18 protein-coding genes and 1 pseudogene are annotated in these 20,436 nt (G+C 63.5%); 13 read left to right on the forward strand and 6 right to left on the reverse strand.

Annotated elements, in window-relative coordinates; genetic code table 11:
• Positions 1–159: 159 nt before the first annotated feature.
• The 4 genes from puuE to EN874_RS10350 are packed head-to-tail and all read left to right on the forward strand — an operon-like array spanning position 160 to position 3,555.
• The gene (gene puuE, locus EN874_RS10335) at positions 160–1,584 is read left to right on the forward strand and encodes an allantoinase PuuE (protein WP_127424685.1); all 1,425 of its coding nucleotides are present in this window, start codon (positions 160–162) and stop codon (positions 1,582–1,584) included.
• A gap of 12 nt (positions 1,585–1,596) precedes the next feature.
• The gene (locus EN874_RS10340; protein WP_127424686.1) at positions 1,597–2,457 is read left to right on the forward strand and encodes a bifunctional allantoicase/(S)-ureidoglycine aminohydrolase; all 861 of its coding nucleotides are present in this window, start codon (positions 1,597–1,599) and stop codon (positions 2,455–2,457) included.
• On the forward strand, positions 2,454–2,945 hold the full coding sequence (locus tag EN874_RS10345; RefSeq protein WP_127424687.1) for an ureidoglycolate lyase: 492 nt from the start codon (positions 2,454–2,456) through the stop codon (positions 2,943–2,945). The genes EN874_RS10340 and EN874_RS10345 overlap by 4 nt, the downstream gene beginning before the upstream one ends.
• 16 nt (positions 2,946–2,961) lie before the next feature.
• Positions 2,962–3,555, forward strand: coding sequence for a nucleoside deaminase (locus EN874_RS10350; protein WP_127424688.1), 594 nt, complete (start codon positions 2,962–2,964; stop codon positions 3,553–3,555).
• 10 nt (positions 3,556–3,565) lie between these two features.
• On the opposite strand, the gene EN874_RS10355 is transcribed toward EN874_RS10350, so the two are convergent.
• Positions 3,566–3,877, reverse strand: coding sequence for a BrnA antitoxin family protein (locus tag EN874_RS10355; protein WP_127424689.1), 312 nt, complete (start codon positions 3,875–3,877; stop codon positions 3,566–3,568).
• A pseudogene (locus EN874_RS10360) lies at positions 3,864–4,117 on the reverse strand (BrnT family toxin). The gene EN874_RS10355 and the pseudogene EN874_RS10360 overlap by 14 nt, the downstream one beginning before the upstream one ends.
• A gap of 187 nt (positions 4,118–4,304) precedes the next feature.
• Between EN874_RS10360 and EN874_RS10365 the strand changes: the two are divergent.
• The 9 genes from EN874_RS10365 to EN874_RS10405 all read left to right on the forward strand — a co-directional run bounded on the left by EN874_RS10365 (position 4,305) and on the right by EN874_RS10405 (position 15,380).
• Positions 4,305–6,290, forward strand: coding sequence for a CocE/NonD family hydrolase (locus EN874_RS10365; RefSeq protein WP_127424690.1), 1,986 nt, complete (start codon positions 4,305–4,307; stop codon positions 6,288–6,290).
• Between the two features lie 151 nt (positions 6,291–6,441).
• The gene (locus EN874_RS10370; protein ID WP_127424691.1) at positions 6,442–8,028 is read left to right on the forward strand and encodes an ABC transporter substrate-binding protein; all 1,587 of its coding nucleotides are present in this window, start codon (positions 6,442–6,444) and stop codon (positions 8,026–8,028) included.
• A 16-nt stretch (positions 8,029–8,044) separates the two neighbouring features.
• A complete protein-coding gene (locus EN874_RS10375) occupies positions 8,045–9,004 on the forward strand; it encodes an ABC transporter permease (RefSeq protein WP_127424692.1) in 960 nt (319 codons plus the stop codon).
• Positions 9,005–9,015: 11 nt separating this feature from the next.
• Entirely contained in the window at positions 9,016–9,843 is an 828-nt protein-coding gene (locus tag EN874_RS10380; protein WP_126086345.1) for an ABC transporter permease, read from the forward strand.
• A complete protein-coding gene (locus tag EN874_RS10385; protein WP_127424693.1) occupies positions 9,843–11,498 on the forward strand; it encodes an ABC transporter ATP-binding protein in 1,656 nt (551 codons plus the stop codon). The genes EN874_RS10380 and EN874_RS10385 overlap by 1 nt, the downstream gene beginning before the upstream one ends.
• 94 nt (positions 11,499–11,592) lie before the next feature.
• Complete coding sequence (locus tag EN874_RS10390) at positions 11,593–12,432, forward strand: alkaline phosphatase family protein (RefSeq protein ID WP_127424694.1); 840 nt, start codon at positions 11,593–11,595, stop codon at positions 12,430–12,432.
• Between the two features lie 278 nt (positions 12,433–12,710).
• Entirely contained in the window at positions 12,711–13,277 is a 567-nt protein-coding gene (locus tag EN874_RS10395) for a sigma-70 family RNA polymerase sigma factor (RefSeq protein ID WP_126086348.1), read from the forward strand.
• Complete coding sequence (locus EN874_RS10400) at positions 13,274–13,942, forward strand: anti-sigma factor (protein ID WP_127424695.1); 669 nt, start codon at positions 13,274–13,276, stop codon at positions 13,940–13,942. The genes EN874_RS10395 and EN874_RS10400 overlap by 4 nt, the downstream gene beginning before the upstream one ends.
• The gene (locus EN874_RS10405) at positions 13,932–15,380 is read left to right on the forward strand and encodes a S8 family serine peptidase (protein WP_127424696.1); all 1,449 of its coding nucleotides are present in this window, start codon (positions 13,932–13,934) and stop codon (positions 15,378–15,380) included. The genes EN874_RS10400 and EN874_RS10405 overlap by 11 nt, the downstream gene beginning before the upstream one ends.
• Positions 15,381–15,541: 161 nt before the next feature.
• On the opposite strand, the gene EN874_RS10410 is transcribed toward EN874_RS10405, so the two are convergent.
• The 4 genes from EN874_RS10410 to EN874_RS10435 all read right to left on the reverse strand — a co-directional run bounded on the left by EN874_RS10410 (position 15,542) and on the right by EN874_RS10435 (position 20,374).
• Complete coding sequence (locus tag EN874_RS10410) at positions 15,542–15,829, reverse strand: hypothetical protein (protein WP_127424697.1); 288 nt, start codon at positions 15,827–15,829, stop codon at positions 15,542–15,544.
• Positions 15,830–16,233: 404 nt separating this feature from the next.
• Positions 16,234–18,006 (reverse strand): adenylate/guanylate cyclase domain-containing protein, encoded by a 1,773-nt coding sequence (locus tag EN874_RS10420; RefSeq protein WP_127424699.1) that lies wholly within the window; start codon positions 18,004–18,006, stop codon positions 16,234–16,236.
• A gap of 475 nt (positions 18,007–18,481) precedes the next feature.
• Positions 18,482–19,519 carry a methyltransferase gene (locus tag EN874_RS10430; protein WP_127424700.1) on the reverse strand — a complete coding sequence of 346 codons (1,038 nt, stop codon included), beginning with the start codon at positions 19,517–19,519 and terminating at the stop codon, positions 18,482–18,484.
• Positions 19,520–19,549: 30 nt separating this feature from the next.
• Positions 19,550–20,374, reverse strand: a complete 825-nt coding sequence (locus tag EN874_RS10435) for a class II aldolase/adducin family protein (RefSeq protein ID WP_127424701.1) — start codon at positions 20,372–20,374, stop codon at positions 19,550–19,552.
• Between the last annotated feature and the right edge of the window lie 62 nt (positions 20,375–20,436).

Raw genomic sequence — 20,436 nt, forward strand, 5'->3', positions numbered from 1 at the left:
GTACAGTCCAACGTTTTCAGGTCAATTGTGCGCCAATTAAAGGCGATGCATAAGTCCCGGTCGAGCGGAGTGCGGCAAAAAGCACTTTCAAAAATTTTCGGGGGAATGCTGGAGCACTCCTTTCGATATCTTCATTTCAATTGTCGGGCAGGAGCGACCATGCGTTACGAACGGGACATGCGCGGTTACGGGGCCAATCCACCAGACCCGAAATGGCCCGGCGGCGCGCATGTCGCGGTGCAGTTCGTCGTCAACTACGAGGAAGGCGGCGAGAACTGCGTGCTGCACGGCGACAGGGCTTCCGAAGCCTTCCTGTCCGAGATCGTCGGCGCCGCCCCGTGGGTCGGCCAGCGCCACTGGAACATGGAATCGATTTACGAATATGGCGCCCGGGCAGGCTTCTGGCGGCTGTACCGGCTGTTCACCGAAGCCCAGGTGCCAGTGACCTGCTACGGCGTCGCCACCGCGCTGGCGCGCTCGCCCGACCAGGTCGCGGCGATGCAGGAGGCCGGCTGGGAGATCGCCTCGCACGGGCTGAAGTGGATCGACTATCGCGACCACACGCCTGAGGACGAGAAGCGCGATCTCGAGGAGACGATCCGGCTGCACTACGAAGTGACCGGCGCGCGGCCGACCGGCTGGTACACCGGCCGCACTTCGGTCAACACGGTGCGGCTCGTCGCCGAGGAAGGCGGCTTCGACTACGTCTCCGATACCTATGACGACGAGCTGCCCTACTGGTTCGACCGCGACGGGCTGGAGAAGCCGCAGCTCATCATCCCTTACACGCTCGACGCCAACGACATGCGCTTCGCCACGCCGCAGGGCTTCAATTCGGGCGACCAGTTCTTCGCCTATCTGAAGGATAGTTTCGACACGCTCTACGCCGAGGGCAAGGCGGGGCGGCCGCGCATGATGAATATCGGCCTGCATTGCCGGCTGGTCGGCCGTCCGGGCCGCGTGGCGGCGCTGAAGCGTTTTGTCGACTATGTGAAGTCGCACGACAAGGTGTGGCTGACGCGGCGCATCGACATCGCCAGGCATTGGCGGGAGACGCATCCTTACCAGGCGCCGGCGCTGCGCCCGTCACGGATGGAGTTCGAGGCCTTCGTGCATGCCTTCGGCGGCGTCTTCGAGCATTCGCCGTGGATCGCCGAGCGCGCCTACGAACTTGAGCTTGGGCCCGCGCATGACAGCGCCGCCGGCCTGCACAATGCGCTCTGCCGCGTCTTCCGCGCAGCGACCGAGGCCGAGCGGCTTTCCGTGCTCAACGCCCATCCCGACCTCGCCGGCAAGCTGGCTGCGGCCAGGCGGCTGACGCCGGAATCGGCCAAGGAACAGGCTTCCGCCGGGCTCGACGCGCTGACCGACAAGGAGCGCGAGCTGTTCTCGAAACTCAACGCCGCCTACGTCACCACATTCGGCTTCCCCTTCATCATCGCGGTCAAGGGCAAGACCAAGGATCAGATCCTGGCGGAGTTCGAGGCGCGCATCGGCAATAGCCGCGGCGTGGAGTTCGAGACCGCCTGCAAACAGGTCGAGCGCATCGCGCTGCTTCGGCTGAAAGACATGCTTCCACAATAGGCTTCAACGCACATGGATATGATGAAAATGGCCGAGCGAACCTATTATGCGCCGCATGGCGGCCATCCCGGCCAGAACGAGCTTTTGACCGGCCGCGCCGTCTTCACCGAAGCCTATGCCGTCATCCCCAAGGGGGTGATGCAGGACATCGTCACCAGCCCGCTGCCGTTCTGGGACAAGACGAGGGCATGGATCATCGCCAGGCCGCTCTCCGGCTTTGCCGAGACGTTTTCGCAATACATCGTCGAGGTCCTGCCCGGCGGCGGCAGCGACCGGCCCGAGCTCGACGCCGAAGCCGAGGGCGTTTTGTTCGTGGTCGAGGGCGAGATCACCGTTTCGCTCGCCGGCAAGAAGCATGTGCTTGCCCCCGGCGGCTTCGCCTTCCTGCCGCCATCCAGCGGCTGGACGGCGCGCAACGAGAGCGGCGACGCCGTCCGCTTCCACTGGATCCGCAAGGCCTATGAGGCGGTGGACGGCCTCGACGTACCGGAAGCCTTCTTCACCAATGAGCAGCAGATCGAGCCGAGCCCGATGTCCGGCACCGAGGGACGCTGGGCGACGACGCGCTTCGTCGACCCGGCCGACCTCAGCCACGACATGCATGTCACCATCGTCACGCTCAAGCCCGGCGCCGTCATTCCCTTCGCCGAAACGCATGTCATGGAACACGGGCTTTATGTGCTCGAGGGCAAGGCCGTCTATCGCCTCAACCAGGACTGGGTCGAGGTCGAGGCCGGCGACTTCATGTGGCTGCGCGCCTTCTGCCCGCAGGCCTGCTATGCCGGCGGTCCGGGGAACTTCCGCTACCTGCTCTACAAGGACGTCAATCGCCACGCCAAGCTTGGCGGCGCCCTCGGGAGTCGCGCGCGGTGACCCGCATCGTCGCCCAGTCGCTGACGCGCGAAAACTTCGCGCCGTTCGGCGACGTCATCGACATGGGCGGCGACAACCGCTACCCGATCAACGGCGGCAAGGCGATGCGCTATCACGACCTCGCCACAGCCGAGGCGACCGGGCCGAACGCAAAGGTGCTGATCTCGATGGTGCGCGGCACGCCCTACGAGATGCCGCTGAAGCTCACCATGGTCGAGCGCCATCCGCTCGGCAGCCAGGCCTTCATTCCGCTGTCGCCGCGCCCGTTCCTGGTCGTCGTCTGCCATGACACCAAGGACGGGCCGGGCGAGCCGCACGCCTTCATCACCGCGCCCGGGCAGGGCATCAACTATCGCCGCAACCTCTGGCACGGCGTTTTGACGCCGATCGGCGAGGAGCAGGATTTTCTCATCGTCGACCGCGGCGGCGACGGCTCCAACCTCGAGGAGTGCCATTTCTCGCACCCCTACGAGATCCACCTTCCCTAAGAGTGTTCGATTTCCCATGACCGACATTTCGCTGATCGACCGCCTGCTCGACGTGATCGAGCATGACATCGTGCCGAAGACCGCCGAAGGCGTTGCTCACGGCAACAAGCTGTTCGGCGCCGCCATCCTCAGGAAAGACGACCGCTCGCTGGTGCTCGCCGAGACCAACAACGAGATCGAAAATCCGCTCTGGCACGGCGAGGTGCATTGCCTGAAGCGTTTCTATGAAATGCCGAAGGCCGAGCGCGTCGACGCCAGGGATGCGCTGTTCCTGGCGACGCACGAGCCCTGCTCGCTCTGCCTGTCGGCGATCACCTGGACCGGCTTCGACAATTTCTACTACCTCTTCAGCCACGAGGATTCGCGCGACAGTTTTGCCATCCCGCACGACCTCAAGATCCTGAAGGAGGTCTTCACCCTCGACCCCGGCGGCTACAACGCCGAGAACGCCTACTGGAAGAGCTTTTCCATACGCCGGCTGGTGCGCGCTTTGCCGGAAGCGGAGCGCAAGCGGCTGGAGGCAAGAATCGGGCAAATCTCCGCGCGCTACGACGAGCTCTCCGGCATCTACCAGGCAAGTAAAGCTGACAACGACATCCCGTTGAGCTGAGTCGCTTCCCCTAGCCTACCTTCGCGTTCTTCAGAACCTCATTTATCCTGGCCTGCCAGCCCTTGCCCGTCGCCTTAAACTTGCTGATGACATCCTGATCAAGGCGGATGGACACGATCTGCTTGGGTTTCTCCGCAGCTGGTCGGCCGCGAGCACGCCTTATGCTCTCGAAAAGCTCGGGAACCGCTTTTGCGAAGGGCATGGCTTGCGCGAGTTGTTCATCAGTTGCCTCTGCATCGTCGGGGTCGGCAGCAATCTGCTTTTGAATTTTCGCCTCGTCCTCGTCGGTAAGCGTTCGAATGCGCGATTTACGGGTGCTCATACGCTGACCTTTCCTTTCGGCTGGCACGCCGCATCGAGATCACCGAGATCGCTTCGGAACCAAGCGGCTTGAAAATAACGGCGAGGATGGTCTGCCTGAACTCGCCAATCGCCATTAACCGGCCAGCCTTGGCTGGAAAAACGATTGAAGTCGCAAAAAACTCGATATCCAGATCGGCGAAGTCTAGACCCGGTTTTCGAGGTTCATCACGCGCTTCGGCTCATCCCAAACGATTTTCAGGCGAGATCATCCAGTGCGTCTGCGTCGGGCCAAAGTGAATAAACGTAATACATAAATTAGTGTAGCAGCGCAAGTTTGGAGTTGAATGATCGGGGCCGGTCCTCAGCATCGTGACAGGTCGCATATTTCGCTGCGCCAGTCGCGAATAACGTTGAAAGTCGCCGCCAGGCAAGGCGTTATGCGGCCCATGAAAACCGTCACTGAATTCCCTCGCAAGGTCGTCGAATTTCCAGACATAGGCATCGTCATGCCTGACGGCTGCCGGCTGTCGGCGCGCGTCTGGATGCCGGAGGACGCCGCTGACGATCCGGTGCCGGCGATCCTCGAGCACCTGCCCTACCGCAAGCGCGACGGCACCATCTTTCGCGATCAGCTGACGCATCCCTATTTCGCCGGCCACGGCTATGCCTCGATCCGCGTCGACATGCGCGGCAACGGCGATTCCGAAGGGCTGATGGACGACGAATATTCGGAGCAGGAACTGCAGGATGCCTGCGACGTCATCGCCTGGGCGGCCAGCCAGCCCTGGTGCAACGGCAATGTCGGTATGATGGGCATTTCCTGGGGCGGCTTCAACTGCCTGCAGGTGGCGGCCAAGCAGCCGCCGGCGCTGAAGGCGGTGATCAGCCTGTGCTCGACTGTCGACCGCTATGCCGACGACATCCACTACAAGGGCGGCTGCCTGCTCCTGGAAAATTTCGGCTGGGCCTCGACGATGCTCTCCTATTCGTCGCGGCCGCCGGACCCGCTGATCGCCGGCGGCAACCGCTGGCGCGATCTGTGGCTCAGCCGGCTGGAGAACCAGCCTTTCCTCCTGCCGCTCTGGCTCAGCCACCAGCATCGCGACACCTACTGGAAACGCGGCTCGATCTGCGAGGATTTTTCAGCCGTCAAAGCGGCCGTGCTGTCGATCGGCGGCTGGCATGACGGCTACCGCAATACGATCTCCAACCTCGTCACCAACATCCAGTCGCCGGTGAAGGGCATTGTCGGCCCGTGGATCCACAAATACCCGCATTACGCAGGGCCTAATCCGGCCATCGGCTTCCTGCAGGAGGCGCTGCGCTGGTGGGATCGCTGGTTGAAAGGCGTCGAGACCGGCGTCGAGGCCGACCCGGATTACCGCGCCTATGTAATGGACAGCGTTCGGCCGGCTCGCTGGCATCCCGAGCGGCCGGGCCGCTGGATCGCGGAACAGGACTGGCCGTCGCCTAACATCAAGATACAAACGATCGAACTGATCCCCGAAGGCAAGGAACCCGCCATCGTAGCCTCGCCGCAAAGCTGCGGCCTCGCCGGCGGCGAGTATTTTCCCTTCACCTTCGGTCCGGAACTGCCAGGTGACCAGCGCCCCGACGACGCCCTGTCGGTGTGCTTCGACCAGGCCGAGCTCAAGGAGGCGATCGACATCGTCGGCGCGCCGGAACTGGAGGTTCGGGTAGCCTCGGACCGTCGCCAGGCCGACATCGCGGTGCGCCTCTGCGACGTGCATCCCGATGGCGCCTCGGAACTGATCTCCTACGGCGTGCTCAACCTGACGCATCGCAATTCGCATGAGTTCCCGGAGGCGCTGGTGCCGGGAGAGAGCGTTTCGGCGCGGGTCGTGCTCGACCAATGCGCCTACCGGGTGCCGGCTGGCCACAAACTGCGCATCGCCGTCTCAAATGCCTACTGGCCGATGATTTGGCCCTCGCCGGAGCCGGTGACGCTCCAGTTGTCGAAGGCAACGCTCAAACTGCCGCTGCGCCCGCTGGCGACAGGCGACGAGGTCTCGTTCGCCGAACCGGAAGGCGCCGCTCCCTGGGCGACCGAGACGATCAGGCCCGCCAATTCCGAGCGGCACATCGATCGCGACGAGAAGACCGGCCTCGTCACGCTTTCCATCACCGACGATTTCGGCGCGGTGCGCGACCTCGAGCATGACCTCGTCCATGGCAGCATCGTCCGCGAGATCTGGGCGATCCATCCGGACGACCCGCAGTCGGCGACGGGCAGCACGCACTGGACGCAGACATTGTCGCGGAATGGATGGTCGGTGCGGACCGAAACCTTCGCCAACATGCGCTCAGACGCACAAAACTTCATCCTCAGCGCCAGAATCGAGGCCTATGAGGGGGAGAAACTGGTGTTTGAGCGCGATTTCAAGCAGGCGATTCCGCGCGCCCTCGTGTGAGCGCTGGCAGGATTGGTCCAATTGCGACGCGCGATTTACGCCACGGCATGTCGCATTCGGTCTTGCTTGTCGCTTTCCCTTACGGTCATTATCCTCCTCAAGAAACGAGAAACGACCGTAAGGTCGAACCATCAGAGTGAGGAACCCTACAATGTCTAACGAACTGGACTATCTCAGCCGTCGTGTCGCCGCCGGCAAGCTCAGCCGCCGCGATTTTCTCGGCCGCGCCGCCGCGCTCGGCATCTCCGCTCCCTTCGCCAATTCGCTGCTTTCCAGCGCAGCCCGCGCCGCCGGCCCGGTCAAGGGCGGCACGCTGAAAGCCGGCCTCGTCGGTGGTGAATCCACCAACAGCCTCGACCCGGCGCTGATGATGACGCAGGTGCCGTTCGCGTTCGGCAAGTGCTGGGGCGAAATGATCGTCGAGCTCTCCCCCGACGGCAAGCTGGAGAACCGTATCGCCGAGGAGATCGGCGCTTCGGATGACGCCAAGACCTGGACGCTGAAGATCCGCGACGGTGTCGAATTCCACAACGGCAAGACGGTGACCGCCGAGGACGTCGCCGCCACGCTGGAGCGCCATTCGGACGAGAAGTCGAAGTCCGGCGCGCTGGGCTACATGAAGGGCATCGACACCATCAAGGCCAGCGGCAAGGAAGTGGTGCTGACGCTGAAGGAGCCGAATGCCGACCTTCCCTATCTGCTCAGCGACTATCACCTGATTGTCCAGCCGAACGGCGGCAAGGACAAGCCCGACGCCGGCATCAGTGCCGGCCCCTACAAGGTCAAGGTCAACGAGCCCGGCGTGCGCCATGTCGGCGAGCGCTTCGCCAACTACTGGCAGGGCGACAAGATGGGCCACGCCGACCAGATCGAAGTCGTCGTCATCAATGACGCGACGGCGCGCACGGCGGCGCTGCAGGGCGGCCAGGTCAACATGATCAACCGCGTCGAGCCGAAGATCGTCGACCTGATCAAGCGCGTGCCAGGCGTCACCATCCGCAACCACTCCGGTCCCGGCCATTACGTCTTCATCATGCATTGCAACACGGCGCCGTTCGACAACAACGACCTCAGGATGGCGCTGAAGCTGGCGATCAATCGCGAGGAGATGCTGAACAAGGTGCTGCGCGGCTACGGCTCGCTCGGCAACGACTTCCCGATCAACGCCTCCTACCCGCTGTTCACCGAGATCGAGCAGCGCAAGTATGATCCGGACAAGGCCAAATTCCACTACAAGAAGTCGGGCCATGACGGCTCGATCCTGCTCAGAACCTCCGATGTCGCCTTCCCCGGCGCCGTCGATGCCGCGCAGCTCTATCAGCAGAGCGCGGCCAAGGCCGGCATCAAGCTGGAGATCAAGCGCGAGCCGGGCGACGGCTACTGGAACGAGGTCTGGAACAAGCAGCCCTTCTGCGCCTCCTACTGGGGCGGCCGCTCGACCCAGGACCAGATGTACTCGACCGCCTACCTGTCGTCGGCCGACTGGAACGACACGCGTTTCAAGCGCCCGGACTTCGACAAGATGGTGCTTGCCGCGCGCGCCGAGCTCGACGAGGCCAAGCGCAAGCAGATGTACCACGACATGGCCGTCATGGTGCGCGACGAGGGCGGCCTGATCCTGCCGATGTTCAATCAGTTCATCGACGCTACCGGCGCCAAGGTCGCAGGCTGGGTGGACGATCCGCATCAGGAACTTTGCAACGGCTACGCGCTGGCGAAGTGCTGGCTCGAAGCCTGAGCACGGCCTTGCGGAGATGTCCTCACCCATCGTGAAACTGGTGGCCCAGCGCGTTGCGCTGGGCATCCTCCTTCTGCTGGCCGTTTCGGTCCTGATCTTCGCCGGCACCCAGATCCTGCCCGGCGACGTCGCGCAAGCCATACTCGGACAGTCGGCGACGCCGGAGTCGCTCGCCAATCTGCGCGAGCAGCTCGGGCTCAACCAGCCTGCCTATATCCGCTACTTCCACTGGCTGGGCGGCGTGCTCACCGGCGACCTCGGCACGGCCATGTCGAGCGGGCAGGACATCGCGACATCGATCAAGGATCGGCTTTGGAACACGCTGTTCCTGGCCTTCTGGGCGGCAATCGTCGCCATTCCGCTGGCGATCACTCTCGGCCTCATCGCCGTGCGCTACCGCAACGGCTGGATCGACAAGCTGATCTCCGGCCTGGCGCTGGCCTCGACCTCGTTCCCGGAGTTCTTCATCGGCTATCTGCTGGTCTTCTACTTCGCGGTTCAGCATCAATGGTTTCCCGCCATCTCGACCGTCTATGACGGAATGTCTTTCGGCGAGCGCCTGCAGGCGATCGCGCTGCCGGCCGCAGCCCTGACCCTTGTGGTGCTCGCCCACATGATGCGCATGACGCGCGCGGCGATCCTCAACGTCATGCAATCGGCCTATGTCGAGACGGCCGAGCTCAAAGGCCTTTCCGCCTTTGCCGTCATCCGCAAGCATGCTTTCCCGAATGCGATCGCGCCGATCATCAACGTCGTCATGCTCAATCTCGCCTATCTGGTCGTCGGCGTCGTCGTGGTCGAGGTGATCTTCGTCTATCCGGGCATGGGCCAATATCTCGTCGACCACGTCACCAAGCGCGACGTTCCCGTCGTGCAGGCGGTCGGCCTGATCTTCGCCGCCGTCTATATCAGCCTCAACATCATCGCGGACATTGCGGCGATCGTCGCCAATCCGCGGCTCAGGCATCCTAAGTGAGCGGAGCGGAAATGCTGGATATCAGACGCATTCCCATCCCCGCACTGATCGGCCTGGTGCTGACCACCCTGTTCGTGGTGGCGGCGCTCTTCGCACCATGGATCGCGCCGCACGGCAATGCCGAGATCGTCAGCGATACCCCTTGGGAACCGATGTCGGCTGCGCATTGGCTGGGCACCGACAATCTCGGGCGCGACCTGCTCTCGCGCATGATCTACGGCGCCCGCATCACGCTGTTCATCGCCGTGCTGGCCACGGCGCTGTCCTTCTCGCTCGGCGCCATCCTGGGCTTCTCGGCCGCGGTGTTCGGCGGCTGGTACGACACGATCCTGTCGCGCCTCGTCGACCTCCTGATGTCGATACCGACGCTTATCATGGCCCTCGTCGTGCTGTCGGTGCTGCCTTCCAACCTGGTGACGCTGATCCTGGTGATGGGCATCCTCGATTCGACCCGCGTCTATCGCCTGTCGCGCGCGGTCGCCGTCGACATCAACGTCATGGACTATGTCGAGGCGGCGAAACTGCGTGGCGAGGGCAGCGGCTGGATCATCTTCCGCGAGATCCTGCCCAATGCGCTGTCGCCGCTGGTCTCGGAACTCGGCCTGCGCTTCATCTATGCCGTGCTGTTCCTGTCGACGCTGTCCTTCCTCGGCCTCGGCGTGCAGCCGCCGGATGCCGACTGGGGCGGCATGGTGAAGGAGAACAAGGACGGCATCGTCTTTGGCATCGGGGCCGCGCTCATCCCGGCGGCGGCGATCGCGGCCCTGGCGATCTCGGTCAACCTCGTCGCCGACTGGGTGCTCAACCGCACGACGAGCCTGAAGGGAGGACGCGGCTGATGGCTGACAGCAAAGCGAAATCCGGACTGCTTCTCGACATCCGCAATCTGCGCATCGAAGCGACGGTCTATCCGCCCGGCGAAGCGCCGAAGACGATCACGCTCGTGCACGACGTGTCGCTGACCCTGGAAAAGGGCAAGGTGCTCGGGCTGATCGGCGAATCCGGCGCCGGCAAGTCGACGATCGGGCTATCGTCCATGGGCTACGGCCGCGGCGGCGTGCGCATCACCGGCGGCGAGGTCATCCTCAACGGCCGCGACATCCTGAAAGGCGGCAAGGAAGGCTTTCGCAAATTGCGCGGCCGCGAGGTCTGCTATGTCGCGCAGTCGGCGGCGGCGGCCTTCAATCCGGCGCACCGGCTGATGGACCAGGTGGTGGAAGCCTCGCTCCTGCATGGCACCGCCACCCGGGCCGAGGCCGAGAAACGCGCCGTAGCGTTGTTCAAGAAGCTCAGCCTGCCCAACCCCGAAACCATCGGCGAGCGTTTCCCGCACCAGGTGTCGGGCGGCCAGCTGCAGCGCGTGATGACGGCGATGGCGCTGTGCTCGGAGCCGGATCTGATCGTCTTCGACGAGCCGACCACCGCTCTCGACGTGACGACGCAGATCGACGTGCTGGCGGCGATCAAGGACGCCATCCGCGACACGCATGTGGCGGCTCTATACATCACCCACGACCTCGCCGTCGTGGCGCAGGTGTCGGACGAGATCATGGTGCTGCGCCACGGCCGCTTGGTCGAATGGGGCGGCACCCGCCAGATCATCAAGGAGCCGCGCCAGGAATACACCAACGCGCTGGTCTCGGTGCATGAGATCGAGCACAAGGAGCAGCAGCCCGGCACGGCACCGATGCTGTCGGTGAAGAATGTGACGGCCGCCTATGGCGGCGGCCACGTCAAGGTGCTGAAGAACGTCTCGGTCGACATCCATCCTGGCCAGACGCTTGCCGTCGTCGGCGAGAGCGGCTCCGGCAAATCAACGCTGGCGCGCGCCATTACCGGACTGTTGCCGCCCGAGCAGGGAAGCGTCGTCTTCGACGGCCGCACGCTCGGCAACAAGCTTTCCGACCGGCCGAAGGAGGACCTGCGCCAGCTGCAGATGATCTACCAGATGGCCGACGTGGCGATGAACCCGCGCCAGACGGTGGGCACCATCATTGGCAGGCCGCTGGAGTTCTATTTCGGCATGAGGGGCCGCGAGCGCGACAAGCGCGTTGCCGAACTGCTCGACGAGATCGAGATGGGCAAGGGCTTCATCGACCGCTATCCGGCCGAGCTTTCCGGCGGCCAGAAGCAGCGCGTCTGCATCGCCCGCTCGCTCGCCGCCAAGCCGAAGCTGATCATCTGCGACGAGGTGACGTCGGCGCTCGACCCGCTGGTCGCCAACGGCATCCTCAAGCTGCTGCTCAACCTGCAGCAGGTCGAGAAGGTCGCGTATCTGTTCATCACCCACGACCTCGCGACCGTGAAGTCGATCGCCGATTCGATCGCGGTGATGTATCGCGGCGAGGTTGTCCGCTACGGCGCCAAGAGCAAGGTGCTGACGCCACCCTTCGACGCCTACACCGACCTTCTGTTGTCATCCGTGCCCGAAATGGAGATCGGCTGGCTGGAGAAGGCGATCGCAGGCCGGCGCATGGAGAGCGCCGGCAACTGAGGCTGGCTTCCTCTTCCTGCAGCGTCCATGAGGCTGGCCGGATTGGCCAAGCCTTCGATGCTGACCTCTCCCCAAAGACCGCATGGAGCCGCCCGTGGCGCTCAGATCCAAACTGCTGCTCATCATCCTTGACGGCGTGCCCTACCGCAACTGGCGCCGGCTGATGGGCAATCTCGAAGGCTGGGCGCAGTCCGGCGAAGCGCGGGTGTGGAAGATGCGTTCCGTGCTGCCGTCGACCTCGGCCTGCTGCTACGCCTCGATCCACACCGGGGTCACGCCGCAGGTGCACGGCATCCTGTCGAACGAGAACCGGTTCCGGGTCGAGCAGCCCGATATCTTCTCCGAGGTCAGCAAGGCCGGCGGCAAGACCGGCGCTGTGACCCACTCCTACTGGTCGGAGTTCTTCCGCTCCCATCCGTTCGACCTGGTCGAGGACATGGAATTCGACGAGCCCGGCGGACCGATCACGCATGGCCGCTTCCACACCATGACCGGTTACAATCTCAAGAACCAGATGACGCCGAGCGACGTCGACCTGTTCGCGACGCTAACGATGCTGACGCGGCGCCACGGCATCGACTACGGCATCCTGCACACCTGCACGCTGGACTCGATGGGCCATCGCTTCGGTCACGACTGTCACGAGATGGACCATGCCTGCTACGCGGTCGACGGCATGCTCGCCGCCTTCCTGCCCGGCTGGCGCGAAGCCGGCTATGAAGTGATCGTCACCGCCGATCACGGCCAGACCGACCGCGGCCATCACGGCGGACACGACGACGAGATGCAGGATTTCGCGCTCTATTATTTCGGCCCGGCCAAAGGCCCCGAAGCCGACACGCGGCTCGACCAGCTGCAGCTCGCGCCGACGGTGCTGAGCCGGCTCGGTGTGGCGATACCCGAGACGATGAAGGCGACGGTATTTTTGGAGTGAGGCGACCTCCTTCTCCCCTTGTGGGAGAAGGTGGATCGGCGAGCAGCGCCGAGACGGATGAGGGGTGTTCCAGCGGAGTGAGACGTTGGCGTTCCCTGGAGCACCCCTCATCCGTCGCCTTCGGCGACACCTTCTCCCACACAAGGGGAGAAGGGGAAGTCCTGCCTCTGGCAACCTCCCCTTTCTTCGGTTAGCTTCCGAAAATTCCTTGGCGGAGGATGAACCTTTTTGGACCGATCAGCGACAGAGCCACGAGGAGCCAGGCGGCTCGACCGGCCATGAACGCGGCGACGGAAACCGATCGCGCGCTTGTAGACCGGGTCGCGAAGGGCGACAGGGCCGCCGTGCGGCTCCTGTTCATGCGTCACCACGCGCGGATCTACCGCTTCGTGGCGCGCCAGACGGGATCGGAAATGATGGCCGACGATATCACCAATGAGGTCTTTCTCGAGCTGTGGCGGCAGGCGCCGGGCTTCGAAGGCCGCTCCGAGGTCTCGACCTGGCTGCTCGGCATCGCGCGCTTCAAGGCGCTGTCCTTGCTGCGCAAGAAGAAGGAAGACTGGATCGACGACGACGACGCGGCGCAGGTTCCCGACAGCGCCGACACGCCGGAAATCGTTACCATGAAGGAAGACAAGGCCGCCGCCTTGCGCCGCTTCGTCGATGCCTTGCCGGAGGAACACCGCACGGTGATCGACCTCGCCTACTATCACGGCCAGTCGGTGACCGAGATCGGCGAGGTGCTCAATATCCCGGTCGCGACGGTCAAGACGAGGATGTTCTACGCCCGCAAGAAACTCGGCGAGGCGCTGAAGGCCGCCGGCTACGACAGGGGGTGGCCATGAGCGCCGCTGAGAAAATGTCGCGCCGCGACGAGATGGAGACGCTGCTGCCGTTCTACCTGAACGGCTCGCTGGAAGGCGCCGAGCTGGAAGCCGTCGAGGAATGGCTGGCCTCCGATCCGGCTGCGATGGCGGCCCTTGGCGAGGCGGAGGCCGAGTTCTCCGGCACCGCCGCCGCCAACGAGGCGATCCGCCCGCCGGCGGATGCGCTCTCGCGCTTCGCCAGGGCACTCGACGCCGAGGCCGGTCCGGTGCGCCCGCCCGCCGGCCAGTCATGGCTGGCGAGCATCTTCGGCCGGGTTACCGCAATGCCCGCCGGCGTGGCCTGGGCGGCGGCCGCGGCGCTCCTTGCGCTGGTCGTGGTGCAGTCCTTCGAGCAGCCCGGCGGCAAGGGCAACGACTTCGAGATCGCCGGCGCCGAGGACGACCTGGCGAAGCTGCCCTTCGCCCTGGTGAAGTTCAAGGCGGATGCCAGGATGTCGGACATCGCCGCCTTCCTCGGCCAGAATGGGCTGAAGATAGCCAGCGGGCCGACCGCCGACGGCGTCTTCCATCTGACCATCCCGGCGAGCAACGCGGCCGACTACGACAAGCTCGTCGGCCTTATTGCCGCCCAGCCTTTCGCGGAGGCTGTGATGCAGGGAAGGAAACCGGTCGATGGCGGCTAAGGCGGTCATTCTTCATGCGGCAATCCTGACGGCGGCATTTGTCGCCGCGCCCGCCTTTGCGCAGACCAACGATCCGAGCATTTCGCAGAAGCAAGTCGACTGCCTGAACCGCACGACGGCAGCCGGCGCCGATTGCGACAAGAATGGCGGCGGCAAGAGCGATGGCAGCAAGTCAGGCGCAGGCACGGCTGCCGTGTTCATGCCTGCGCTGATCGTCGACCTGTTTCCGAATTCCCCGGCAAGTCCGGCGCCCTCAAACCCGTCGAATGGAGGGTCGCGACCAAGCAGCCCAACGAACACGCCAGCTCCAGTGCCCGGTCCCCCGCCAAGCGGCCCCGTCACACCGCCCACGGGTCTCAATTTGGCCGCGCCGCCGCGCGCAGTCAGCGGCGAGTTCGTTCCCGACGAGGTGCTGGTGACGGTGCAAGGCGATGCCGGGGCGGTGCAGCAGATCGCCACCGCCTTCGGCCTGCAGGTGCGCTCAGAGCGCCAGTCACGGCTGCTCGGCGGCACGCTGGTGCGCTTCGGCATTCCCGACGGACGGCCGGTCGGCGTGGTGCTGGCGCAGCTTGCCGCCGATGGCCGCACGCAGCGGCGCGAGCCGAACCACATCTATTCGCTGCAGCAGGCGGCCGGCATCGTGAACTACGCCTTCGAGCGCATCGCGCTCGATGCCAGCCAAGCGAGCGGCGAGAATGTGCGCGTCGCCGTCATCGACACCGGCATCGACGACACCAACCCGGCGCTGAAAGGCGTGATCGCCGACCAGTTCGACGCCATGCCGAAAGTGCCGATCGAGAAGCGCGACCACGGCACTTCGGTCGACGGGCTGATCGCCGGCGTCGGCGCGCTGGAAGGCATGGCGCCGGGCGCCAGGATTTATCACGCGCGCGCCTTCGAAGGCGGCAAGTCGACCATGGACGTCATCCTGTCGGCGCTTGACTGGGCCGCTGAACAGGACGTGCGCATCATCAACATGAGCTTCGTCGGCCCGAAGAACGACCTGCTCGGCACCGCCTGCCGCAATGCGCGCGCGCTCGGCATGGTGCTGGTCGCGGCGGCCGGCAACAACGGCCCGAAGGCGCCGTATGGCTACCCGGCGGCCTTCGACGGCGTCATCGCGGTGACCGCCACCGACGCCAAGGACGGGCTTATGGCGCAGGCCAATCGCGGCGCCTATGTGTTCATCTCGGCGCCAGGGGTGGAGATGGTGGCGCCGAGCGGCACTGGCTCGGATGTGGTGACCGGCACCTCTTTCGCCGCAGCCATTGTCAGCGGCGCCATCGCCAACCTGATCCACGCCGCGCCCGACCGCTCGGCGGACGACATCGAGAAGGCGCTGGCCGCCACCGCGAAGGATCTTGGCCCGAAGGGGCGGGACAATGATTTCGGCTATGGCCTGCTGGATATAAAGGCGGCTGGAGCGGCGAAGGAGTGAACCTTTCGTCGAGTCGGATCGCGCCCAACACTTGATCAAGTGGGTGGCCGCCGATGACCGAAATGGGCCCGCGCAATGCGCTCGCAGCGCCGGCCTTCGGGCGCGTCGATGAAGCTCTCGATAAGTATGAAGCCCAGCGCCACCAACGGTCGCAGTTGCCTCTATGCTCTCTTCACGATTCTCGGCTTGGTCGGTCGGGGGGATTGAGCCTCCCCTTCGATAGCCAGGGCCAACCGTTTCTCATCTTCGATGGCGCGATCGACCGCCTCGATTTGTTCTTGGAGCGCCTTCAGCTGGGCACCGTAGCTGGAGCCATCGCTGTCCCCTATCTGAAAGCCACTTGCCCGCATCGCGTCGCGTGTATGGTGCACGTTACGGACGCCTTCGCGTCGAGTCGCGACCAGGATTTCCCTGAACTCTGCAAGACGTTCAACGTGAGTGCGGGTCATTGCGTTCTCCTATTTCGTCGTCAATCGTCGCCAGGGCGCTTCAAAACGGCCAAAACTCATGGGCGCAGAAGGTATAAGAGACTATGGGAGATACTCTCGACAAAGCATGAGCGCGAAAGCTCAAATTTGAACGTCTTGCAATAACGTGGAGCGCCGCCAGGCGGAAATCACCCTTAGGATCGATCTATCGAGTGCTAGGGCGGCTCAGCGTTTGATAGAATCGCCGAACAGCTCTAACTATTTGTTTTTAGGCAACTCCAAACGGAAAACTGCTGCGCATTTTTCCTGGAATTGCTCTAGTTTTTCAGCTGGCCGCTTGGCGCTGTTCGGCTGGTCTGGGGCGCGGGATCTTCAGCCTTCCCCGCAGCATTCCAGCTCGTCGTAGACAATGCCTGCCGCCGGCGTCAGGAACTCTCCGGCACTCCAAGCCTCCGTAACGGACCAATCACCGCATCAGCGTCCTTGGAGTCCTTGAACGGCATCGCTCTTCGGAAGGTTTCGATCGAGTAGCTCGGAACCAGGCGTTTGAAATTGCCAATCGCTGCCCTGGCCTCGTCCATCCGTCCCAAGCTTGCCAGTGCAACGGCCAGATTGCGGTGCGCCAGCGGATGCTCGGGTGCGCGAGCAGTGGCATTCTCGCCGAACATAATCGCCTGCTCATAGTTGCCGGCCACTACGTTAGCTATCGTCGCCGCCGAAATCAGCTGCGCGATGTGATAGTCGCGCGGACTCAGCCTCAGCGCCCTTCCCACCCCCTCAACAGCACGCCCCGAGTGCCCGGCAAACATATGCGCCATACTGTATAGATAATATCCGTGCGCGGAACTCGGATTCTCTTCGATTCCCCGCTCCATTTCGCGAATGCCGGAGTCATATTGGCGGCTGTAGATATGTGCGAAACCCAGGCCGAAACGGCCCAGGTGACCGTGGTCACCGATCGCCACGGCTCTCAGGCCCGCTGCCCGCATTTCTTCGATCGAGCCGCCGACGTCGGACGTCCAGCTGGTCACGACGTCATAGTAGCAGGCGATCGACAGACCGCCCCAGGCCATGGCGAGTTCAGGATCCATTGCGATCGACTTGCAGAACCATTCCTTGGCCAGTTGCTGGTCCTGCCGGTTCACGCGGTAGTAGTGCCAGAACGCACGCTGGCACAGCTCCCAGGCGTCGAGATTTTCGGGGCGCCCGACGCGGGCGCGATGCTGCTCGGCGTCGCCGATGACCGGCTCGAGCGCGCCAACGATCCTGTCGGTGATCTCGTCTTGGACCGCGAAGGTGTCGGCGAGGTCGCGATCGTAGCGCTCGGCCCAGACATGGCGGTGATCGGTGGCGTCGATCAGTTGCGCCGTCACCCGGATGCGGTTGCCCGACTTGCGGACGCTGCCTTCGACCACGTAGCGGGCACCTAGCTTGCGGCCGACGTCGCGGATGTCCACCGCGTGGCCCTTGAAGACGAAGGTCGAGTTCCGCGCGATCACCGGAAACCACTTCCAGCTCGATAGCCGCAGGATGAGGTCCTCGGTCAGTCCGTCGACGAAGAACCCATGGGCGGGATCGCCGCTCATGTTGTCGAACGGCAGGACGGCAATCGCCGGCCGGCCGGCAAATCCGGCCACCGGCGCCGAGACGTCGACCAACGGCGAAACGGCCGAGACCTTCAGTCCATAGACCCTGACCGGTCGGGCAATGTTCTTGACCTCGCGCTCGCCCATGTCCTCGAACACCAGGTCCAACTTGTTTCCAACCTCTTCGAACACCTTGGCCGATATGCAGATGCCGCCAGGCTCGGCCAACTGCTCTAGCCGAGAGGCGATGTTCACGCCGTCGCCGAGCAGATCGTCGTCATCGACGACGACGTCGCCAAGGTTAACGCCGATCCGGAACCTGATCTGCCGCGCACTTGGCGTGTCAGCGTCGAGGTCAGCCACCCTGCCCTGGATTTCGACAGCGCAGCGAACGGCATCGACCGCACTTGCGAACTCGACCAGCGCGCCGTCGCCCATCAGCTTCACGACGCGGCCGCGATGCTCAGCGATGAGAGGCTCGATGGTTTGGGTGCGAAGGCGCCTGAGCCGATTGAGTGTGTCTTCCTCGTCGGTCTCGGTCATTCGGCTGTAGCCGGCCACGTCGGCCGCAAGGATTGCCGCGAGCTTTCGCCGAAAGCGCTCTTCGGCCATTTTGTTGGCCTTCCGACTCGAGAGATTGAGCCTATTGTGCACGATAGGGTTAGTCTATCGGGATGCGGAGGGGGCGACAACCTGCTCGGTTATGTGTGGATCGGCATGCAAAATTGACACCCTAGCAGAGTGCGCCCGTGGGAGTGGACAGAGATCAGGCTGACTTTGCCAGTCTGGCGGATGTGTTGAACTTGAACTGCTGCGGGCCCTCGAAGCTCTCGAACGCCATGGGGTAGACCGCCTCAACCTTCAACGTCTGCTAGTCGGTCAGTCCTTGCTGGACCGCGATGGCATCATTTGCTGGACTTCCAACGAGATACTCGATGACGGCCTATTTGGCGCCCCGTAGTGGGGCTCTCGAATACTCGGTGACGGCACCGGTTGCGGCAAAGGCCGCGGCCGCCGGTTCGAGCCGCTGCCTGCCTCTTCGGCTGACATGAGGCGCAACTGCGACGCGTGGGCCATAGCAACGATATCAACTGACTTCCGCAACGGGGACTGCCTCAATGAGGCTTGCCGTCGAAGATGTGGAGATCACGCGTTCCAGCTTAAACCCTGCTGCGGCAAGCAGGTGCGCAAATTCCTTCTCGGTCCGCTCGCGTCCTCCGGCACTCAGAACGAGTTGTTGCAGATCCAGCATTTTTCCCCAGGACGGAGCATTTCCCTGAGCAAGCACGTGCTCAACGATGAGAAGCCGCCCATGATGTGTCATTGCCTTGCGGCAATTCCGGAGGATGACAGTTGCGCTTTCATCGCTCCAGCCGTGCACCACACGCCGCATCAGGTAGAGATCGCCCGCTGTTGGCACACTTTGAAAAAAGTCGCCGCTGACCACCGCACATCTGGAGCCCAGGCCGGTCCTTTCAATCATTTTTTTCGCCCCATCGGCCACATGCGGCATCTCAAAGAGCACACCACGGGCATTGGGAGGGTGAGCCAGGATCATGGTGAGCAACGAACCCTGTCCACCGCCGACATCTACGATCGTTTCCGGCCACCAGTCATAGGCGTCGACGACCGCCTTGTTCTCCTGGCGTGCGCGGTCCGTGATCGCCGCGTCGAAAATGGCCGCTGCCGCCGGGTGTGCTTCGAGGTAGTCGTACAATCCATCGCCAACATGGGCGAAGGCCGCCTCGCCAGTCTGCACGGCATGGTGGAGATCGCCCCAAGGGCGCCAAAGCATTTCCTCGCCCAGCATGATCGCAAAGGCCCGCAGGGAGACGGGCGCTTGCGACCGCAACCCGTCAGCGATCGCCGTGAGACCGAAACGGCCCTCCTCATCTTCCGCAAAGATGCCCAGGCTCGCCAACGTGCGCAGCAGCCGATGGAGAGCCTCAGGGTGAGACCCTGTGGTCGTTGCGATCTCATGTGGAGTTTTCGGTCCACTCTCCAGAACGTCCGCGATCCCAAGCTTGGCGGCGACATGGACCGACTGGCCTATCCATCCTCCGGCAGCCATGTGAAGCAGCGCCATGGTAGCCGACGTATTGTCGCATCCGGTGTTCGCCGACATTGATGCTAGCCTCTCACGCGATCCGCCTGACTATTTGAGCAGATCCGGCTGTACTCTCACGATTTGGTCCCACAGCGGCTGGCACTGGAACCAACCGGAGAAGGGAGTGCCATTCACAGCGCGAGCTGCGCGAGCGTTTGAGTGGTCGATCAGGAGTGGCTTGCAGACAGACTCGGCAAGAAATTGCGCCTGACAGCAATGCTCCATCGCGACGAACCACCAGACCGCCTCCTCGATCGTCCGGCCAACGGTCAACAGTCCGTGGTTGCGCAGAATCGCAGCTTTGTGCGAGCCGAGGCAGCGTGCGAGGTCGGCACCTTCGCTGGCCTCCGTAACGACTACTCGCGCATCGTCGAAGAAAACGTGGTCCTCATAGAAAGCGCAGGCATCCTGTGTAATCGGATCGAGCAGGCGGCCGACCGCGGACCAGGCCTTGCCATAGATAGAATGGGCGTGCGCTGCGGCGACAATCTCCGGGCGAGCCTCGTGAATTGCCGCGTGGATGGCGAAGGCAGAGACGTTGAGCGGGCCTACCCCCTCGACCACGTTGCCCTCGCGGTCAACTCGGATCAAGTCGCTGGCCCTGATTTGCCCAAAATGCATACCGAAGGGATTGACCCAGAATGTGTCTGTAAACTCCGGATCGCGTGCAGTGATATGGCCTGCGACACCTTCGCTGAAATCGAACGCGGCGAAGATGCGGAAAGCGCCGGCGAGGCGCCCTTTGCGGTGCTGTCGCTCATCGAGAAGGCTGGCAAAGCTCGGGGCGGAGATGCCTCTGAAGGCTGGGTCGTAGGCAGCCTTCTTGGCCTGTTCGAGATCAGAGCGGGCCGCCGATTCAAAAGGTACAGTCATTGTCTCCTCCTAGTGCAGTTTGGACAACGTTGACGCAATCGGCGGGTGACGTCCTTAAGCTC

This window comes from Mesorhizobium sp. M1D.F.Ca.ET.231.01.1.1, from assembly GCF_003999155.2.
Lineage (GTDB): Bacteria > Pseudomonadota > Alphaproteobacteria > Rhizobiales > Rhizobiaceae > Mesorhizobium.